Here is a 17,740-nt window from a genome sequence, read left to right on the forward strand (position 1 = left end):
CCCCTTATTCCAACCGCGATATCAAAAAGCTGCACATTCAATGTGCAAAAAACTTAGGCATAACGCCTGCGGGCGAACCGCACCGCAGGCGTCGACGCTCAATCGTCCAGATCATCGTCTTGATTATGCATATCGACCAAGGCGTGGTCACCCGCGCTCTGATCTTTTGCCGCATCGTTACGGCTGGCCTCTAGAACGGCGAGATACGCGTCGTCGATGTCGCCTGTCACGTAGTTGCCATCGAACACCGAGCAGTCGAAGGCCTCCATGTCTGGGTTGACCTCCCGACAGGCGTCTTTCAAGTCTTCTAGATCTTGATAGAAAATGCGGTCTGCACCAATCAACTGCCCCACTTCGTCCTCGGTACGACCATGGGCAATCAGCTCGGAAGCTGCTGGCATGTCGATCCCATACACGTTGGGATAGCGCACGGGCGGCGCAGCGGAAGCAAAGTAGACCTTACGCGCACCGGCATCCCGCGCCATCTGAATGATCTGCTTGCAGGTGGTGCCGCGCACGATGGAGTCGTCCACTAGCAGAACGTTCTTGCCCTTGAACTCTACATCGATGGCGTTCAGCTTTTGGCGCACCGATTTTTTACGCTGGGTCTGGCCCGGCATGATGAAGGTACGGCCAATGTAGCGGTTCTTCATAAAGCCTTCGCGGTAGGTCACGCCGAGATGTTGCGCCATCTCCAGTGCCGAGGTTCGCGAGGTATCGGGGATGGGAATGACCACATCGATATCGTGGTCCGGCCACTCGTTCAAAATACGGTCACCCAGCTTGCGCCCCATCTGCATGCGGGTGCCGTACACGTAGGCACCGTCCAGAATGGAGTCGGGACGGGCGAGATACACGTGCTCGAAAATGCACGAGCGCAGCTGCGGGCGATCCGCACACACCTGGGTGTGCACTTGCCCCTGCATGTCGACGAAAATCGCCTCGCCGGGAGCCAGATCGCGTTCGAGTTCGAAGCCACCGACATCCAACGCCACGGATTCAGAAGCAATCATGACCTCTTGGCCATCGGCGTCTTGACGGGTACCGAAGACCACCGGACGGATACCGTGGGGATCACGGAACGCTACCATGCCAAAGCCATTGATGATCGCGACCGCCGCGTAGCCGCCTTTGCAGCGCCGGTGCACTCTACGAACCGCATCGAAGATATCTTCTGCTTCCAGGTGCAGCCCCTGCTTGCCCAGTTCGTGGGCAAACACGTTCAGCAGCACCTCGGAATCAGAGCTAGTATTGATATGACGAAGGTCGGTGGAGAACAGCTCCTGCTTCAACTGCTCGGAGTTGGTCAGGTTGCCGTTGTGAGCCAGCGCGATGCCGTAAGGCGAGTTGACGTAGAAAGGCTGCGACTCCGCCTCACTGGAGGAACCAGCCGTGGGATAACGAACGTGCCCAATCCCTAAATTGCCCTTGAGGCGTGCCATGTGGCGAGTGTGGAAGACGTCACGGACCAAGCCGTTACTCTTGCGCAGTAGGAAGCGTCCCTCGCTCCAAGTCATCATGCCGGCAGCGTCCTGGCCCCGATGCTGAAGTACGGTCAGGGCATCGTAGATTCCCTGATTTACCGCCTGCTTGGCCAGAAGGCCTACTATACCGCACATTCCAGTTACCTCGCTTTGATACCATGGCTTACGGACGCAAGCCCGTACGTTCATCTAACTGACAAACACTGGCGCCGTGACCCGGCGCCAGCGAAGAATTTTCAAGCAACGCCCTACTGCGCGTCCGTCTCCACCTCCGGAGCGCCACTGGTGGGTAGCGTTGGCTGCGCACGACGCAGCTCGGGCAGCGAAATATCGCGCAGTGACTCTGGGGGCGTTGGTAATTCACGCTCCCACTGGTCGAGCTGACTAACCGCCCAGTCGCGTAGCTCGACGAAGGTAGGCCTCAGCGAGGCCTGTTGCCACGCCTGGAGTTCTGCCAGGGGCGTCAAGGTAATAAGAACCGTCGCTACCAGAAGAATGACCGCCCCTCGTGCGATACCAAACGCAGCGCCCGCAAACCGGTTCAACAACCCCATGCCGACCCACTCGACGGCCGCATGCACCACGCGAATGACGATGCCACATAACAAGATGACGGCAAAAATCACCAGGACGAACGCCAACACCAAGCGGGCATCGAAGCTATCGATAAAGCCACTCATTAGCTCGGCGACGGGCTCAGCCAGCACGCGAGCTACCATCAGCGCCACCACCCAAGCGGCCAGCCCCAACGATTCGCGTACGAAACCACGCACGAACCCTGCCAGCATGGACAGCCCCAGAACCGCTAGAAACAGTGCATCAATCCAGGTCAAGGCCATGGTCAATCTCTAACTCGCACAAGCAGGCCCTGGACATTGATCCGCTGCTTGATCAGGGCCATGGCTGCCTCGCCATCTTCGGAGGTGGCATAAGGGCCAACGAGTACGGTAGTCAGGTTGTTGTCTCTGGCCCGCTGAAAGACACTGAATCCTTCGCCACTGAGCTGGTCGCTGATGCGTTGGGCATTGGCGGTATCGCCAAAGCTGCCTACCTGAACGGCCCACTCCCCTTGCTGCTGAGCGGCCGGACCGGAAGAAGCACTACTGCTGCTATTGCCGCTGCTGCTATTACGACTCTCATTGGCGGCCACCAGCGCAGCGATGGGGTCATCTTGCGGTGGAGAGGCAGGTTCCGGCGCTGGTGACGAGGACATCGATTCGGAAGGAGCCTCTTGAGTCGACGACGCTTCGGCGCGCACGACCTGATCGGTTTGCGGTGCACGAGGCATCTCGTCAATCGGCTCTTCGAGCGCTTCGTCTGTCTCGACGGGGTCGGAGGGAGCGGGCGTCGAGATGGATTCAGGCATTTCCGGTGCGGGCACGTCCTGACGGACGACATCCACGGGCTGCTCGATGACAAAGGTCGGCTGAGGGCGCTCTTCACGCGGCGCAGGATCACTCATTAGCCATGGAACAACAATGGCCAGCAGCGCCAGCAGTATCACGATGCCACTAATGCGTTCCGTTTTACCGTATTTCATATCCCTCTCCATCAAGCTTAGCGCGCTCGCAATGTGGCTTGCGGCAGCGGCATCGCCAGCAACTCAGCGACCGTAAAGAACGAGCCAGTGGCCAGCACGCGGTCCTCGGGGGTGAGCTGCTTGGCCAGCTTGGCAGCTCCCGCCGCGGGGGAGTCGGCGCAATCATACACGTGTCCGCCGAGCGACGTAATACGTTCGGCTAGCTCCGCTGCGGTGCGGCCACGCTCCCCGTCAAGGCTCACGCACACCCAGTCGGTCACTCTGGGCAGTAGGGCTTGAATGACGCCGTCGGCATCCTTGTCATTCAACATGCCGATGATCGCCCACTGCCGACCGCCCTTGGGCGGTGCCGGTAAGCGCCTAGCGACGTACTGCGCGGCATGAGGGTTATGGCCCACGTCCAGACACCACTGGCCCACCCACTGCATGCGCCCGGATAGCGTGACCGTCCGAAGCGACTTGCGCACGGTATCGACCTTGAGAACGACACCGGCCAGCGACAGCGCTTGCAGCGCCGTGGCGGCATTATCGATCGGCAAACCTGGATCTGGCAGGCCATCCAACGAGAGCGTAGCGCCATCTGCCGCCAAACCATGCCAACACCAGGTCGCGCCTGCCACGTCGCCAGCGCTGTGGCTAAACGCGGCTCCCAGTGCATAGGTTTGAGCTGCGATACCAATCGCGGAATCCAACACGCTGGCAGGTAGCGCCTGACTTCCGAGCACTGCCGGTTTGAGCGGGCGAAAAATCCCCGCTTTCTCACGCCCAATCTGCTCTATATCAGTACCGAGAAAGTTGGCATGATCCAAGGCAATGGTCGTGACGATCGCCACGTCTGCATCGATGATATTTACCGCGTCCAGACGACCGCCCAACCCCACTTCCAGCACGGCCAGGTCCAACTCGGCCTGAGCCAAGCACCACAACGCACAGAGCGTGCCGGCTTCGAAGTAAGTCAAGCTGACGACAGGCGCTTGCAGGCGGGCGTTTTCTACCTGCTGAAAGCCCTCTACCAAGCGTTTATCGCTGGCTTCACGACCTTCGAGCGTGACGCGCTCGTTGTAGCGCAACAGATGAGGAGAGGTGTAGGTGCCCGTACGCCAGCCGTGTGCACGCGCCAGCGAATCGATCATGGCAAGGGTCGAACCCTTGCCATTGGTACCCGCCACCGTGATGACCCGTTTGGCAATGGGGCGATCCAGCAGCCCCATGCGTTTGGCCACTAAAGAGACGCGTTCCAACCCCATATCGATCCCTACGGGATGCAGGGTTTCCAGGTGATGAAGCCATTCCGCTAACGTGTTAGGCATTGCGAGACGCGTCATCGCTCGGTGCAGCGCGTACGTCCGCTTTGGCCCCACCGCTAGCCGGTGACTCGAACGCGTCTGCCAACGGTTCTTCGTTGACGACCGGCTCGATAACCTCGGCGTCCGGCTGCTCGCCTTTCGAGGGGTTAGCGCTGTGGTGCGTCAATTTACGCAGCACACCGCCTACTCGCTCACGCATGTCATGACGATGAACGATCATGTCGACCGTGCCATGCTCCAGCAAGAACTCGCTGCGCTGGAAACCTTCTGGCAGAGTTTCACGGACGGTCTGCTCGATGACTCGGGGGCCCGCGAAACCAATCAGCGCATTGGGCTCGGCAATGTTCAAGTCGCCCAGCATCGCCAAAGAGGCCGATACGCCGCCAAATACAGGATCGGTCAAGACTGAAATATAAGGAACGCCTGCCTGCTTGAGCTTCTCGAGCGCCGCCGACGTTTTTGCCATCTGCATCAGCGAGAACAGCGCTTCTTGCATGCGCGCGCCGCCTGACGCTGCAAAGCAGACCAGCGGAATGCCCTCTTCCAATGCGATGGTCGCCGCGCGAACGAATTTCTCGCCCACGACGGCGCCCATGGAGCCGCCCATGAAGGTGAACTCGAACGCCACGGCAACGACCGGCAACCCATCCAGCTCGCCACGCATTGCTACCAGCGCGTCTTTTTCGCCGGTCTCTTTTTGCGCCGCCGTCAGACGATCCTTGTACTTCTTGGAGTCGCGGAACTTGAGGCGATCGTTCGGCTCGATCTCTGCCGCGATCTCTTCGCGCCCCTGTTTATCCAGGAACCAGTCCAAGCGTTTGCGCGCCGTCAGGCGTAAGTGGTGCTCACATTTGGGGCATACGCTGTGATGCTTCTCTAATTCAGGCAGGTAGAGAACGGCTTCACACTTGGGACATTTACGCCAGAGACCGTCGGGCACGCTGGCACGACGGTCTTTACGCTGGATACGCCCCATGGAGGGCACGATCTTGTCTAACCAGCTCATATCAAAAAGGCTTCCGTGTACGTCAAGGCTTGGCCACGCCAAGCCTGATGAGTGTCGTCAATCAAATCAGTGTAGACGATGAGGGAACGCGCTTAGGCGTCCATCGCGGTGCGCATTTCTGCCAGCACGCTTTTTAACTGCCCGGCAATCGTTTCAGGGGCGTCGACGCTATCAGCAATACGGTTCACCAATGCGCTGCCCACGATCACGCCGTCGGCGACTTTCGCCACCTCGGCAGCCGTCACACCGTCGCGAATACCAAACCCAACGCAAAGCGGTAAATCGGTCATATCCCGCAGCGGCGCAAGGTGCTCGGCCACGTCTTCAGCGTTCAACGTGGCCGCACCGGTGACGCCTTTCAGCGAAACATAGTAAAGGTAGCCCTCACCGTGGGCGCATATTGTAGCGGCACGGGCGTGGGAAGTGGTAGGCGCAACCAGGAAAATCGCAGCCAAGTCCCGGGCTTTCAACAGCGGACCGAACTCTTCGGCCTCTTCAGGCGGCATATCCACCACCAGCACGCCATCCACCCCAACGCTTGCGGCCTTGTCGGCAAACACTTCGTAACCGATGCGCTCGATGGGGTTGAGATAGCCCATCAAGACGATGGGCGTCGTGGTGTCGGTTTGGCGGAATTCGGCCACCATGTCCAGCAGATCGACTAATCGGGTGCCCTGTTTCAGCGCCCGCTCGCAGGCTTTCTGAATCACCGGGCCATCGGCCATGGGGTCGGAGAACGGCACGCCTAGCTCGATCACGTCGGCACCCGCCTCGACCAGGGCATGCATGAAGCCCACTGTGTACTGCGGTGCTGGATCGCCTGCAGTGATGTAAGGAATCAGGGCTTTGCGGCCCTGCTGCTTCAATTCTGAAAAACGCTGGTCAATACGATTCATGCTCGCCCTTAAAACTCGATGCCGTCGATTTTCGCAACGGTCATGATGTCTTTATCACCACGACCTGAGAGGTTCACCACGATATGCTGATCCGGACGCATGGTGGGGGCCAGCACCTTGGCATGGGCCAACGCATGGGCCGACTCCAGCGCGGGCATGATGCCCTCCATGTGGGTCAATTCCCGGAACGCTTCCAGCACTTCTTTATCGTTGGCGGCAACGTAGTGCACCCGGCCCACGTCTTTCCATAGCGAGTGCTCGGGGCCAACGCCGGGATAATCCAGGCCCGCCGAAATGGAGTGAGTGTCCGAGACCTGCCCGGCTTCGTCGGACATCAAATACGTCCGATTGCCGTGCAGCACGCCGCGCGGCGCGTTCGATGACAGCGGCGCGGCGTGACGGCCCGTCTCGACCCCATCGCCACCGGCTTCCACGCCGTACATCGCCACGGCGTCATCCTCGACGAACGGGTAGAACAGCCCCAGCGCATTGGAACCACCGCCAACACAGGCGATCAGCGCATCGGGTAAGCGGCCGATTTGTTCCAGCGACTGACGGCGCGCTTCGCGGCCCACCACGGCGTTGAAATCGCGCACCAGCTGCGGATACGGGTGCGGCCCCGCCACGGTGCCAATGATGTAAAAGGTGTTGTCGACGTTCGTCACCCAGTCACGCAGGGCTTCGTTCATCGCGTCTTTGAGCGTCCGCGTCCCCGACTCCACCGGAATGACCCGTGCACCCAGCAGGCGCATACGGTAAACGTTGAGCTTCTGACGCTGCACGTCTTCCGCCCCCATGTACACGTCACACTCCAAGCCGAGGCGCGCGGCGACGGTGGCGGTAGCCACGCCGTGCTGACCTGCACCGGTCTCTGCGATGACGCGAGGCTTACCGGTTTTTTTCGCCAACAGCGCCTGACCAATGGTGTTGTTTACCTTGTGAGCGCCGGTGTGGTTGAGGTCTTCGCGCTTCAGCCAAATTTGCGCGCCACCCAGCGACGCTGACCAGCGTTTGGCGTGATACAGCGGCGACGGTCGACCCACGTAGTAAGCCAGGTCACGGTCGAACTCGGCTTGGAAATCCGGATCGTCGCGCAAGCTGAGGTAAATCTGCTCCAGCTCTTCCAGGGCAAAGCTAAGGGTTTCTGACACGAACCGGCCGCCGTAGGGCCCAAAATGACCACGGGCATCCGGCATTCGGGTCAGGTCGCTGAACTTGGTTTCAGTTGCTGAGACGGTCACAGGCATACCTCACAAGATCGCCAGAAAAGGCAAATGAATGAATAAGTGTCGGGCCCGCCCACGCCAAGGTGGGCGGCGCATCGAACAGGGCGTGCACGCAGGCGCGTCTAACGGATGGAGGCCTGCGTCACGTTGCGAACAAAAGCGGCCATCGACTCGGCCGCTTTCACACCGGGGGATGCCTCGATACCACCTGACACATCAACCGCATACGGTGCAACTTGGGTCACTGCAGCCGCGATGTTGTCGGCGGTCAGCCCACCCGCGAGAATAACAGGTTTTGCCAGGGTTGCGGGGATTCTAGACCAATCAAAGGTCTCGCCAGTTCCGCCCGGCACGCCAGGTCGATAGGCATCCAATAGCAGCGCTTGTGCACCTTCATAGATCGTGGCGGCGTCGTGTAAATCAAGCCCGTCGCGCATTCGCAGTGCTTTGATCCAGGGCCGTCCAAACTGCTCGCAGAATGCCGGCGACTCATCGCCATGAAACTGGATCAGATCCAAGTGCGGCAGGCACTGCTCGATGAACTCGACGGGTTGGTCGACGAAGAGCCCGACTCGCGTCACGAAGGCAGGCACCTGGGCGGCCAGCGCTGCCAGGGTGTCCGGCGTGACGCTGCGGCGGCTGTTGGGCCACATGACGAAGCCCAGTGCATCGACCCCCAGCGCGACGGCTTGAGCCACATCCGCTTGTCGCGTTAGCCCGCAAAACTTGATGCGTGTGCGCGTCACGTTAGGCGTCATGAAGACGTCTCCTGCTGCTGGGGGTTGGCTTGTTTAGAGAAGGTGAGCTGCCGACGTGCGGTCACTCGCGGGCTGTCGGGCAGCACGCGCTCGCCGGTCCACTCGCCGGTAAAGGCCAGCAAGTTCGGGCCTAGCGGCTCTTTGGGCAGCTCGAAACGCTCGTCGTAAAGAGAGTCGACGAAATGCAGACCGCAAGCGGGCGCGGTGACATCCCCTTTACGGCGATTTTTCAGCGCCAGCAGGCGCGCGATGTGGCCTTCATCCTGCGCACCACGGCCCACACTTGCAAGAGCACCGGCGATGTTACGAATCATATGGTGCAAAAAGGCGTTGCCTTGAATATCGATGACCACCAGCGGGCCGTAACGTTTCACTTCCACGAAGTGCATCTGCCGCCATGGGGTCTTCGATTGACACCCGGCCGCCCGAAAGCTGCTGAAGTCATGCTCGCCCACCAACGCTTGGGCTGCGCGGTGCATGGCGTCGGCGTCCAGCGGGTCACGGCACCAAGTCACATTGGCGCGTTCCAAGACCGGACGACTGATTTGGTTCAAGAAGATATAGCGATAGCGACGCGCCAGCGCACCCAGGCGCGAATGAAAGTCGTCGGATACCGGCTTCACCCAGCGTACCGCCACGTCTCTGGGCAGATTGGTGTTGGCACCAAAAATCCACGCTTTCTCAGTGCGCTGCACCGGCGGGTCGAAGTGAATCACCTGGCGGGTGGCGTGAACACCGGAGTCGGTGCGTCCGCTGGCGTGAATACGCACCGGTGCGCCGGCCACTTTGGTCAGGGCATCCTCGATGGCCTGCTGAACCGAGGCCGCATGCTTTAATCGCTGGAAGCCGCAGAAGCGAGAGCCATCGTACTCCACGCCCATCGCCAAACGGCCCGCCAGCGGTTGTGTCTCATCAAAGTGGTAGAACAGCGTCATCGAGCCACGTCATTTGGAGAGTTTTGAAGGTTCGCTATTATCCCGACGTCGCGGCTCGAATGCCACCTCTTCAATCTCCCACTCCTCTTCGGGTACGCGACCTGGGCGCGCCATACTGCCCTCCTGTGTCCGACTCGCTCCCGCGTGGCTCTCCGCTCCCTCCTCGTCGGCTGACGCCTCACTAGTCAGCGACGGCGGATGATAGTCGATGTAGTGCGCACGATCGTCATCCTGTGGCGGCACCTGGGGAGACGCTGATAGCGGTGCCTCATCGCGCTCCTGCATCGGCGCGCTAAGCGACGCTTCCTCTACCGGCTCGGGCGTTTCTAGAAACGCGGCTTCCAGTGCGGCTTCGTCCTCTTCCGAGACGGCGGAGTCCTCACCCTCGTCGTCCTCGTCATGCTTGACGGCATAGTAGAAGTCGTCATTCTCATCGGCGTACCCTAGTTCCCGGTCGCCCGTCTCGTGATCACCTGCGTCATACTCATCGCTGGCGTCTTCACGCTGCGCTTCTCGTTGCGAGTCATCACGCACGGCGCTGGCGAGTTCCTCACTGTCGACGTCGTCACTCGTGTCGTCGGCTGCGGGGGACTCGCGGCGCTCAGGCGCGCTTGCTTCTTCAGAGGGAGACGTTTCCTCGTGACTCGGCGGCACAGCACTCTCGGTGAGCGGCGGCGTATACAGCGACGCCTCGGGCGCCACCGGCTGCGCCGGTGAGGCGGCAGACGAAGACGCGCTCGGCTCGGTGCGCTTGGGGGGCGTCATCTCGGCGGCGCCCATGCCTGCGGGCGTGGGCGCATCCTCCCACTGGCGCTCACGGCGCTTACGCGACCACACCAAGGCACCAAGCAGCAGGGCCAGGGCCACGCTGGCAAGCGGCCACTGATACTGCTCCAAACGTTCGATCACGCCAGTGCTGGCGGCGTTAGAGGGCGTCTCCAAGGTGGCAGGCGCCGAGGCCGTTTGGGTGTCGATGTCGGTCGAGCTGGGGTCTATCGCACGGGCTTCTGCCGCCGCCAGCGCTCGTCGGGTCTCCTGCTGAGACGCATTGAGCGCCTCGGTCAACGAGGCGACTTCCTGGCGTAGCGCTGCCATCTCGGCACGCATCGCCTCGCGCTCGTCGAGCACGGTTTGCAGCATGGCCTGGCTTTCCAACAGCTGCTCGGCTAGATCGTTGAGGGTCAACCCAGCAAGCTCGCCCTCTTGCACGGTCGCCACAGGCGCGCCGTCGGCAGAGGCAGCGTCGGGCGGCGTAGATGTAGAAGCCGACACGTCGCTGGCCGTCTCTGGTGCCGACTCAGGTGCCAAGGCATTGGTCGAGGGCTCTGCTGCAGAGGGCGCGCTAGATGACGAGCGCATCGACTGAATCGCTTGGGCGGCTTGGGCTGGCGAGCGCGCCATCAACTGCTCTCGGCTGGGCACGGCGAGTGTCTGGCCTGCACGCATGTCGTCGACGTTGCCGGTGGGGAACGCCGACGGATTCGCCTCGACCAGCGCCACCATCATCTGCTGAACGCTGACGTCCGCAGGTTTGATACGGGCTGCCACGCCCCAAAGCGTGTCACCGCTGGCCACATAGGCGATGTCACGGGCGGCGCTGGCGGGCCGGGTCGTCGCCGCTGACGGTGCAGACGAAGAGGCCGAGGAAACCGACGATGAGGACACCGCCGCAGGCGACGGGCTGGCGGCATAGTTGGGTGGGTCGAATAGAAGCGTCAGCGCTTCCGTGCGCCGCCCGTTTGGCGTCGTGATGGTGATCAACAGGTCCAACCACGGCTCGTTGACGGCTTGATCGGAACGGAGTACCAGTCGCGCGCCTGAGGGCAGGCGTTGAAGCTCGGTGCGCACGCTCGCGGCGAGAGGGGTCCACTCCAATCCCAACGCGCTGAAGGCGGAGGGGTCAGCAATGGTTACACGTACGTCGTCCAGCGACACATCGGCAGCCTCCACGAGCGGTACACTGGCATCTAACGGCGCTTGCAACGGTGAGTTCACGGTGGCTTGCCCCAGCCCTACGGCCAGCGCCAGCGGACTCACGGCGCTCAGCGGCAGCCACAACAACCATGCCAGCTTTTTATTCATGTCGGCCCCTACTGCCTGCGATTCCCTTGCCCCATGGCAAGATCACTCTTTTCTGCCATGAGATATGTTAGTTCGTTCTTATCATAACGTATTTACCATGACGCCATCTTCAACGCATCCCTTTGAATGAGTACGCGGCTTAGCCACTTGCATCAGCGCAAAAAAAGGGGAAGCTGCGAACAGCTTCCCCTTTTTTTGTCTAGCGCTGTGTCTAGCGCTCGGTCATCCGCGTCATAAGCGGCACCGATGGCGCGACGACTTACTTCTCGCGCAGAATTTTCAGCATGCGCTTGAGCGGCTCAGCGGCCCCCCACAGCAGCTGGTCACCCACGCTGAACGCTGAAAGGTATTCACCGCCCATTTTCAGCTTGCGCAGGCGGCCTACCGGCACTTGCAGCGTGCCCGTGGCGGCTGCAGGCGTTAGACCCGCAATGGTGGCGTCTTTCTCGTTGGGGATGAGCTTGACCCACTCGTTATGCTTGGCGATGCGCTCTTCGATCTCATCCAGCGGCACATCTTGCTTCAGCTTGATGGTGAACGCCTGGCTGTGCGAGCGCATGGCACCGATACGCACGCAAAGGCCATCGATGGGGATCGGGTTGTTTTCGAGACCCAGAATCTTGTTGGTCTCGACGCTACCCTTCCACTCTTCGCGGCTTTGGCCGTTATCCAGTTTGGTGTCGATCCACGGAAGCAGGCTGCCAGCCAGCGGCGCGGCGAAGTTATCGGTGGGGAAGTCGCCACCGCGCATGGCCGCCGTCACTTTGCGGTCGATGTCCAGAATCGCGCTCGCCGGGTCGGCCAGCTCGCTGGACACGCTGTCACGCAGTTGGCCCATCTGGTTGAGCAGCTCGCGCATGTGCTTGGCACCGGAGCCCGACGCAGCCTGATACGTCATGGAGGTCATCCACTCGACCATATCGGCTTCAAACAGGCCGCCCAAGCCCATCAACATCAGGCTAACGGTGCAGTTGCCGCCCACAAATGTTTTCGCGCCTTTGGCAAGCTGCGCGTCGATCACCTTACGGTTCACCGGATCGAGGACGATGGTGGCCTCATCTTCCATGCGCAGGGTGCTGGCGGCATCGATCCAGTAGCCTTTCCAGCCGTCGTTACGCAGGTCGCCGTAGACTTTCTTGGTGTAGTCGCCGCCTTGGCAGGTCACGATGACGTCCAGGGCTTTCAAGTCGTCTAGCGCAAACGCATCTTTCAGCGGAGGCACGTCCACGCCGATGTCGGGGCCCGGCTGGCCGACTTGAGAAGTGGTGAAAAAGATCGGCTCGATGCCGTTGAAATCACCCTCTTCCTGCATGCGCTGCATCAGCACCGAGCCAACCATGCCACGCCATCCCACGAAACCGACTTTCAACATGTGAAGTCCTCCAACTAAGAATGAGACCTATATTATACACACATATCAGACACGACGTCGGCCACCCCTGAGGGCAGCCGACATGTGCTGTTCAAACAAGCATTGAGGCGAATCAATTAGTTAGCAAGCTTTCTTTGTTACTCACCGCGTACAAAGGCGGCGAGTACCGCATCGCCCATCTCCACCGTGGACACACGGCGCGTGCCTTCAGAGGCGATATCGGCGGTGCGCAGGCCGTCGTCCAGCACACTGCCTACGGCGGCTTCAATACGCTCGGCCATCGCCGTTTCATTGAGCGAGTAGCGCAGCATCATCGCCACAGAAAGCATCATGGCCAGCGGGTTCGCGATGTTCTGGCCCGCAATATCCGGCGCGCTGCCGTGGCAGGGTTCGTACATGCCCTGCCCGCTCTCGTTGAGCGAGGCAGACGGCAGCATCCCGATGGAGCCGGTGAGCATGGCGGCAGCGTCAGAGAGAATGTCGCCAAACATATTGCCGGTCACCACAACATCGAACTGCTTCGGTGCGCGCACCAGCTGCATGGCGGCGTTGTCCACGTACATGTGGGAAAGCTCGACGTCCGGGTACTCCGGTGCTAAGCGCTCCATCACTTCACGCCACAGAATGGTGACTTCCAGTACGTTGGCTTTATCCACCGAGCAGAGCTTTTTGCCCCGCTTTTGAGCCATCTCGAACGCGACGCGGCCAATGCGCTCGATTTCACTTTCGGAGTAGACGTAGGTGTTGAAGCCAACACGCTCCCCGTTACGCTCTTCGATACCGCGCGGCTGACCGAAATAGATACCGCCGGTCAGTTCCCGTACGATCATGATATCCAAGCCCGCCACCAGCTCCGGCTTTAGGCTGGAAGCGCTGGCCAGCTGCGGGTAGAGCATGGCCGGGCGAAGGTTGCCGAACAGGCCAAGGTTCTTACGCAGCCCCAGCAGGCCTTTTTCCGGGCGCTTGGAAAGATCTTCGAGTTTATCCCACTTAGGGCCACCCACTGCGCCGAGCAGAATGGCGCTGGCGGCTTTGGCTTTTTCCAGAGTTTCAGCGGGCAGCGGCTCGCCGTGAACATCATAGGCGGAGCCGCCCACCAAGCCCTCTTCGACTTCAATATCCAAGCCCGCTTCTTGGCAGGCTTTCAACAAACGCGCTGCCTGGGCCGCGATTTCGGGGCCGATACCATCACCGGGCAGCAGTAACACTTTATGAGTCATGCTTAATCCTTAGCACTTATAATTTAGGCACTTATAGCCCACTACTCAGTGAGCCAACGCTACGCAGGCTGGCGGAACAGCCACGGGCGCTGCTGGCGATGCTGCTCTTCGAAGCTGCGAATGGCGTCTTCGTCTTGCAGAGTGATGCCAATATCGTCCAAGCCGTTGAGCAGACAGTGCTTGCGGAATGCGTCAACGTCGAACTCAAGAATCTCGCCACTGGGCGTAATCACCCGCTGGTGCTCAAGATCCACGTCGAGCTGGTAGCCTTCGTTAGCTTCTACTTCAGCAAACAGGCGATCTACTTCTTCTTCCGCCAGAGTGATCAGCAAAATGCCGTTCTTGAACGCGTTGTTGTAGAAGATATCGGCAAAGCTGGGGGCAATCACTACCTTGAAGCCGAAATCTTCCAGTGCCCAAGGCGCGTGTTCGCGGGAACTACCGCAACCGAAGTTACGGCGCGCCAGCAGTACCTCAGCGCCCTGGTAACGCGGCTGGTTCAAGACGAAATCCGGATTCAGCGGGCGCTTCGAGCAGTCTTGCCCCGGCTGGCCTTCATCCAGGTAGCGCAGCTCGTCAAACAGGTTGACGCCAAAGCCCGTGCGCTTGATGGACTTCAAAAACTGCTTGGGAATGATCAAGTCGGTATCGACATTAGCGCGATCCAGCGGCGCGACCACGCCTTCAAAACGTTCGAACTTTTTCATGGCTTAGGCCTCCTGCGCGTGGGTGGCGTCGTTAGCGGGTAAGGTGCGTACGTCGACGAAGTGACCGGCAATGGCGGCGGCCGCTGCCATGGCAGGACTCACCAAGTGAGTGCGACCGCCATAGCCCTGGCGCCCTTCGAAGTTACGGTTGGAGGTAGACGCACAGTGCTCGCCCGCGCCCAGCTTATCGGCGTTCATGGCCAAGCACATGGAGCAGCCCGGCTCGCGCCACTCAAAGCCCGCTTCAATGAAGATTTTGTCCAGGCCTTCCGCTTCCGCTTGGCGCTTCACCAAGCCAGAGCCCGGTACGACCATGGCCAGCTTGATGGAATCGGCCACTTTGTTGCCCTTCGCCACTTTGGCAGCTTCACGCAGGTCTTCGATGCGCGAGTTGGTGCAGGAGCCGATAAAGACTTTATCCAGTTTGATATCGGTGATCTTCTGGTTCGCCTGCAGCCCCATGTACTCCAACGCGCGGGCATGACTGCGCTGCACGGTTTCATCCAAGGCGGCTTTGGGGTCGGGCACTTGGCCTGAAATACCGGTGACCATTTCCGGGCTGGTGCCCCAGCTCACCTGCGGTTCGATCTCTTCGGCTTTGAGCGTCACCACTTTATCGAAGTGGGCGTCCGCATCCGATACCAGGTTGCGCCAGTCGGCCACGGCGGCTTCCCACTGTTCTGCGGTGGGCGCAAAGGGGCGTTTAGCGAGGTAGTCGATGGTGGTGTCATCCACGGCAATCAGGCCCACGCGAGCACCCGCTTCAATCGCCATGTTGCACACCGTCATGCGGCCTTCCATGGAGAGCGACTCGATGGCGCTGCCCGCAAACTCGATAGCGTAGCCTGTGCCACCAGCGGTGCCGATCTTACCGATGATCGCCAACACGACGTCTTTTGCGGTCACGCCCAGGCCCAGCTCGCCTTCGACGCGCACCTGCATGTTCTTCATTTTCTGCGCCAGCAGGCACTGGGTGGCCAAGACGTGCTCGACTTCCGAGGTGCCGATACCGTGGGCCAACGCGCCAAACGCGCCGTGGGTGGCCGTGTGGGAGTCACCGCATACCACGGTCATACCCGGCAGTGTGGCGCCCTGCTCAGGGCCCACCACGTGCACGATGCCCTGGCGCGGGTCGTTGATCTTGAACTCTTCGATGCCGTACTCGACGCAGTTGTCGTCCAGGGTTTGCACCTGAATGAGCGAGACCGGATCTTTGATACCGCTGTTACCCTCGGCGCGCTCTTTCACCGTGGTGGGCACGTTGTGATCCGGCGTGGCCAGGTTGGCATCCAAACGCCAGGGCTTACGGTTCGCCAAACGCAGGCCTTCGAACGCCTGAGGCGAGGTCACTTCGTGGAGCAACTGGCGGTCGATGTAGATCAGCGCCGTACCGTCGTCGCGCTGCTTCACCAAATGCTGGTTCCAGAGTTTGTCGTAAAGCGTTTGACCTGACATGTGGCTCTCCTGGGCGGTGCCCTGCTAGTTCGTTATGGCAGCCTCTGCGTGCTGCTTCTATGGCATGCAAGGAGTGTTACGCGACTCGCGCATAAAAGCAATTCATGTTATTCATACTTTAGATTCCAAACAGGAATAGCAACCAGGGAGCCGCCCGTGGATACCCAAAGCCTGCAAGCCTTTCTCGCCGTGGCGGAAACCCAAAGCTTCTCCCGCGCTGCCGAACAGCTCCATCTCACACAGCCTGCGGTCAGCAAGCGCATTGCCACGCTGGAAGACCTGCTGGGCACGCGACTTTTCGACCGCATTGGGCGGCGCATCGCGCTGACCGAAGCAGGCAACGTGCTGCTGCCCAACGCCCAGCGCATTCTGTTTACCGTGGAAGATAGCCGCCGCGCGCTGGCCAATCTCTCTGGTCAAGTGGGCGGCAAACTGACGCTCGCCACTAGCCACCACATTGGCCTTCACCGCCTGCCGCCGCTACTGAAGCAGTACACCCAGCGCCATCCCGAAGTGGCGCTGGATCTGCATTTCCTGGATTCCGAACTGGCTTACCAGGGCGTGATGGACGGCACGCTGGAAATGGCCATCGTCACCCTGGCTCCCCACCCCGTTGAACAGCTTCAGGTCGTGGAGCTATGGCGTGACCGACTATGCTTCGTCTGCGCCAGCGACCATCCACTCGCCGACCGCAGTCGCAACAACGGCAGGCCTCTCAGCTTGGCAGAACTATGTGAGGTGAACTGCATATTGCCGGGGGCCAAAACCTTCACTCGCACGCTGATTGGCCAGCGATTTGAGGAAGCAGGCCTCACCTTGCCCGTGAGCATGTCGACCAACTACTTAGAAACGCTCAAGATGATGTGCGGCGTAGGGCTCGGCTGGAGCCTGCTGCCGGAAAGGATGATCGACAGCGAGCTGGTAGAGCTACCCGTGGACACCGCGCCCATTCATCGCCCGCTCGGCTATCTGGTGCACACCAACCGAACGCTCTCCAACGCCGCGCGCAAGATGATCGAAGAGCTGGAGCAAAGCCGCCAACCCGCCCACACGCATTAACGCTGGGGGCTTTCACTCTGGTGCATGGCCGCATTCGAGAGCACGGACGACGCGCGCCTGTCGGCTGAGCCCAACGCCGCGTCGACCATTGCCGCCGCCACGACGCGCACCTCGACCGGCCGTACCGAGCGCGGCAACCAACGTGACGCTGGTGCTAAAAGCGCACTCGCCCACGACTCTGCCAACCGCCCATCCTCTGGCCGTCCCAATAACAGCGAAGGCCGAGCAAAGAACACGCAGGGCAACCCCAGCGACTGAACATCCCGCTCCACCTCGCCTTTCACACGGTTATAAAACACCGAAGAGCGCGCATTCGCCCCGTGCGCTGTCACCACGCCTAATCTGCTAACGCCTGCCGTTTTACACGCCCGCGCAAACGCCAGCACTAAGACATAATCCACACGGCGAAACGCCTCTTTACTCCCCGCCTGCTTCTTCGTGGTGCCCAGCGCCACAAAGGCCACGGCACTTGCGGGCATACACTTGGCGGCTTGGTCTTCTAACTGGTCGAAGTCGAGCAGCGCAGGCTGGATTTTGGAAACGATAGCGTTGGGAAATTCACGGGTAATATCCAGCTCACGGCGAGTAATCACGATGACGCTTTCCACCTCCTCGCGCCTCGTAAGCTGTGTAACGAGCTGCTGGCCGATAGCGCCAGTGGCACCAAGAACGATGGCGGTGGGCATGGATTAA

Annotated in this window: 16 protein-coding genes; 1 reads left to right on the forward strand and 15 read right to left on the reverse strand. The window is 60.5% G+C overall.

The window, feature by feature from the left end; translation table 11 throughout:
• Positions 1-98: 98 nt before the first annotated feature.
• The 14 genes from purF to leuC all read right to left on the reverse strand — a co-directional run bounded on the left by purF (position 99) and on the right by leuC (position 15,988).
• Complete coding sequence (gene purF / locus NH398_RS12645) at positions 99-1,619, reverse strand: amidophosphoribosyltransferase (RefSeq protein ID WP_159341956.1); 1,521 nt, start codon at positions 1,617-1,619, stop codon at positions 99-101.
• Positions 1,620-1,732: 113 nt separating this feature from the next.
• Complete coding sequence (locus tag NH398_RS12650) at positions 1,733-2,323, reverse strand: CvpA family protein (RefSeq protein ID WP_159341955.1); 591 nt, start codon at positions 2,321-2,323, stop codon at positions 1,733-1,735.
• A gap of 2 nt (positions 2,324-2,325) precedes the next feature.
• Positions 2,326-3,024 carry an SPOR domain-containing protein gene (locus tag NH398_RS12655; protein WP_253018836.1) on the reverse strand — a complete coding sequence of 233 codons (699 nt, stop codon included), beginning with the start codon at positions 3,022-3,024 and terminating at the stop codon, positions 2,326-2,328.
• Between the two features lie 17 nt (positions 3,025-3,041).
• Positions 3,042-4,334, reverse strand: coding sequence for a bifunctional tetrahydrofolate synthase/dihydrofolate synthase (gene folC, locus NH398_RS12660; protein WP_253018837.1), 1,293 nt, complete (start codon positions 4,332-4,334; stop codon positions 3,042-3,044).
• Positions 4,327-5,337 carry an acetyl-CoA carboxylase, carboxyltransferase subunit beta gene (gene accD, locus NH398_RS12665; RefSeq protein WP_159341952.1) on the reverse strand — a complete coding sequence of 337 codons (1,011 nt, stop codon included), beginning with the start codon at positions 5,335-5,337 and terminating at the stop codon, positions 4,327-4,329. The genes folC and accD overlap by 8 nt, the downstream gene beginning before the upstream one ends.
• Before the next feature lie 92 nt (positions 5,338-5,429).
• Positions 5,430-6,233 (reverse strand): tryptophan synthase subunit alpha, encoded by an 804-nt coding sequence (trpA, locus tag NH398_RS12670; protein ID WP_159341951.1) that lies wholly within the window; start codon positions 6,231-6,233, stop codon positions 5,430-5,432.
• Positions 6,234-6,241: 8 nt separating this feature from the next.
• Positions 6,242-7,480 carry a tryptophan synthase subunit beta gene (gene trpB / locus NH398_RS12675; RefSeq protein ID WP_159341950.1) on the reverse strand — a complete coding sequence of 413 codons (1,239 nt, stop codon included), beginning with the start codon at positions 7,478-7,480 and terminating at the stop codon, positions 6,242-6,244.
• A 101-nt stretch (positions 7,481-7,581) separates the two neighbouring features.
• Positions 7,582-8,217 (reverse strand): phosphoribosylanthranilate isomerase, encoded by a 636-nt coding sequence (locus NH398_RS12680; protein ID WP_253018838.1) that lies wholly within the window; start codon positions 8,215-8,217, stop codon positions 7,582-7,584.
• The gene (gene truA / locus NH398_RS12685; RefSeq protein WP_253018839.1) at positions 8,214-9,152 is read right to left on the reverse strand and encodes a tRNA pseudouridine(38-40) synthase TruA; all 939 of its coding nucleotides are present in this window, start codon (positions 9,150-9,152) and stop codon (positions 8,214-8,216) included. Before truA ends, NH398_RS12680 begins: the two co-directional genes overlap by 4 nt.
• Positions 9,153-9,161: 9 nt before the next feature.
• A complete protein-coding gene (locus NH398_RS12690) occupies positions 9,162-11,234 on the reverse strand; it encodes a FimV/HubP family polar landmark protein (protein ID WP_253018840.1) in 2,073 nt (690 codons plus the stop codon).
• Between the two features lie 259 nt (positions 11,235-11,493).
• The gene (asd, locus tag NH398_RS12695) at positions 11,494-12,606 is read right to left on the reverse strand and encodes an aspartate-semialdehyde dehydrogenase (RefSeq protein WP_253018841.1); all 1,113 of its coding nucleotides are present in this window, start codon (positions 12,604-12,606) and stop codon (positions 11,494-11,496) included.
• A 137-nt stretch (positions 12,607-12,743) separates the two neighbouring features.
• Positions 12,744-13,826, reverse strand: coding sequence for a 3-isopropylmalate dehydrogenase (leuB, locus tag NH398_RS12700; RefSeq protein WP_253018842.1), 1,083 nt, complete (start codon positions 13,824-13,826; stop codon positions 12,744-12,746).
• Positions 13,827-13,885: 59 nt separating this feature from the next.
• Complete coding sequence (gene leuD, locus NH398_RS12705; RefSeq protein ID WP_159341944.1) at positions 13,886-14,533, reverse strand: 3-isopropylmalate dehydratase small subunit; 648 nt, start codon at positions 14,531-14,533, stop codon at positions 13,886-13,888.
• A gap of 3 nt (positions 14,534-14,536) precedes the next feature.
• Positions 14,537-15,988 (reverse strand): 3-isopropylmalate dehydratase large subunit, encoded by a 1,452-nt coding sequence (leuC, locus tag NH398_RS12710; RefSeq protein ID WP_159341943.1) that lies wholly within the window; start codon positions 15,986-15,988, stop codon positions 14,537-14,539.
• Between the two features lie 156 nt (positions 15,989-16,144).
• Between leuC and NH398_RS12715 the strand changes: the two genes are divergently transcribed.
• Positions 16,145-17,047, forward strand: coding sequence for a LysR family transcriptional regulator (locus tag NH398_RS12715; RefSeq protein WP_253018843.1), 903 nt, complete (start codon positions 16,145-16,147; stop codon positions 17,045-17,047).
• Here the strand turns inward: NH398_RS12715 and NH398_RS12720 are convergent.
• Positions 17,044-17,733 carry an NAD(P)H-binding protein gene (locus tag NH398_RS12720; protein ID WP_253018844.1) on the reverse strand — a complete coding sequence of 230 codons (690 nt, stop codon included), beginning with the start codon at positions 17,731-17,733 and terminating at the stop codon, positions 17,044-17,046. The genes NH398_RS12715 and NH398_RS12720 overlap by 4 nt on opposite strands.
• Positions 17,734-17,740 lie beyond the last annotated feature (7 nt).

The organism is Halomonas sp. CnH100-B, from assembly GCF_024124605.1.
Classification (GTDB): Bacteria; Pseudomonadota; Gammaproteobacteria; order Pseudomonadales; family Halomonadaceae; genus Vreelandella.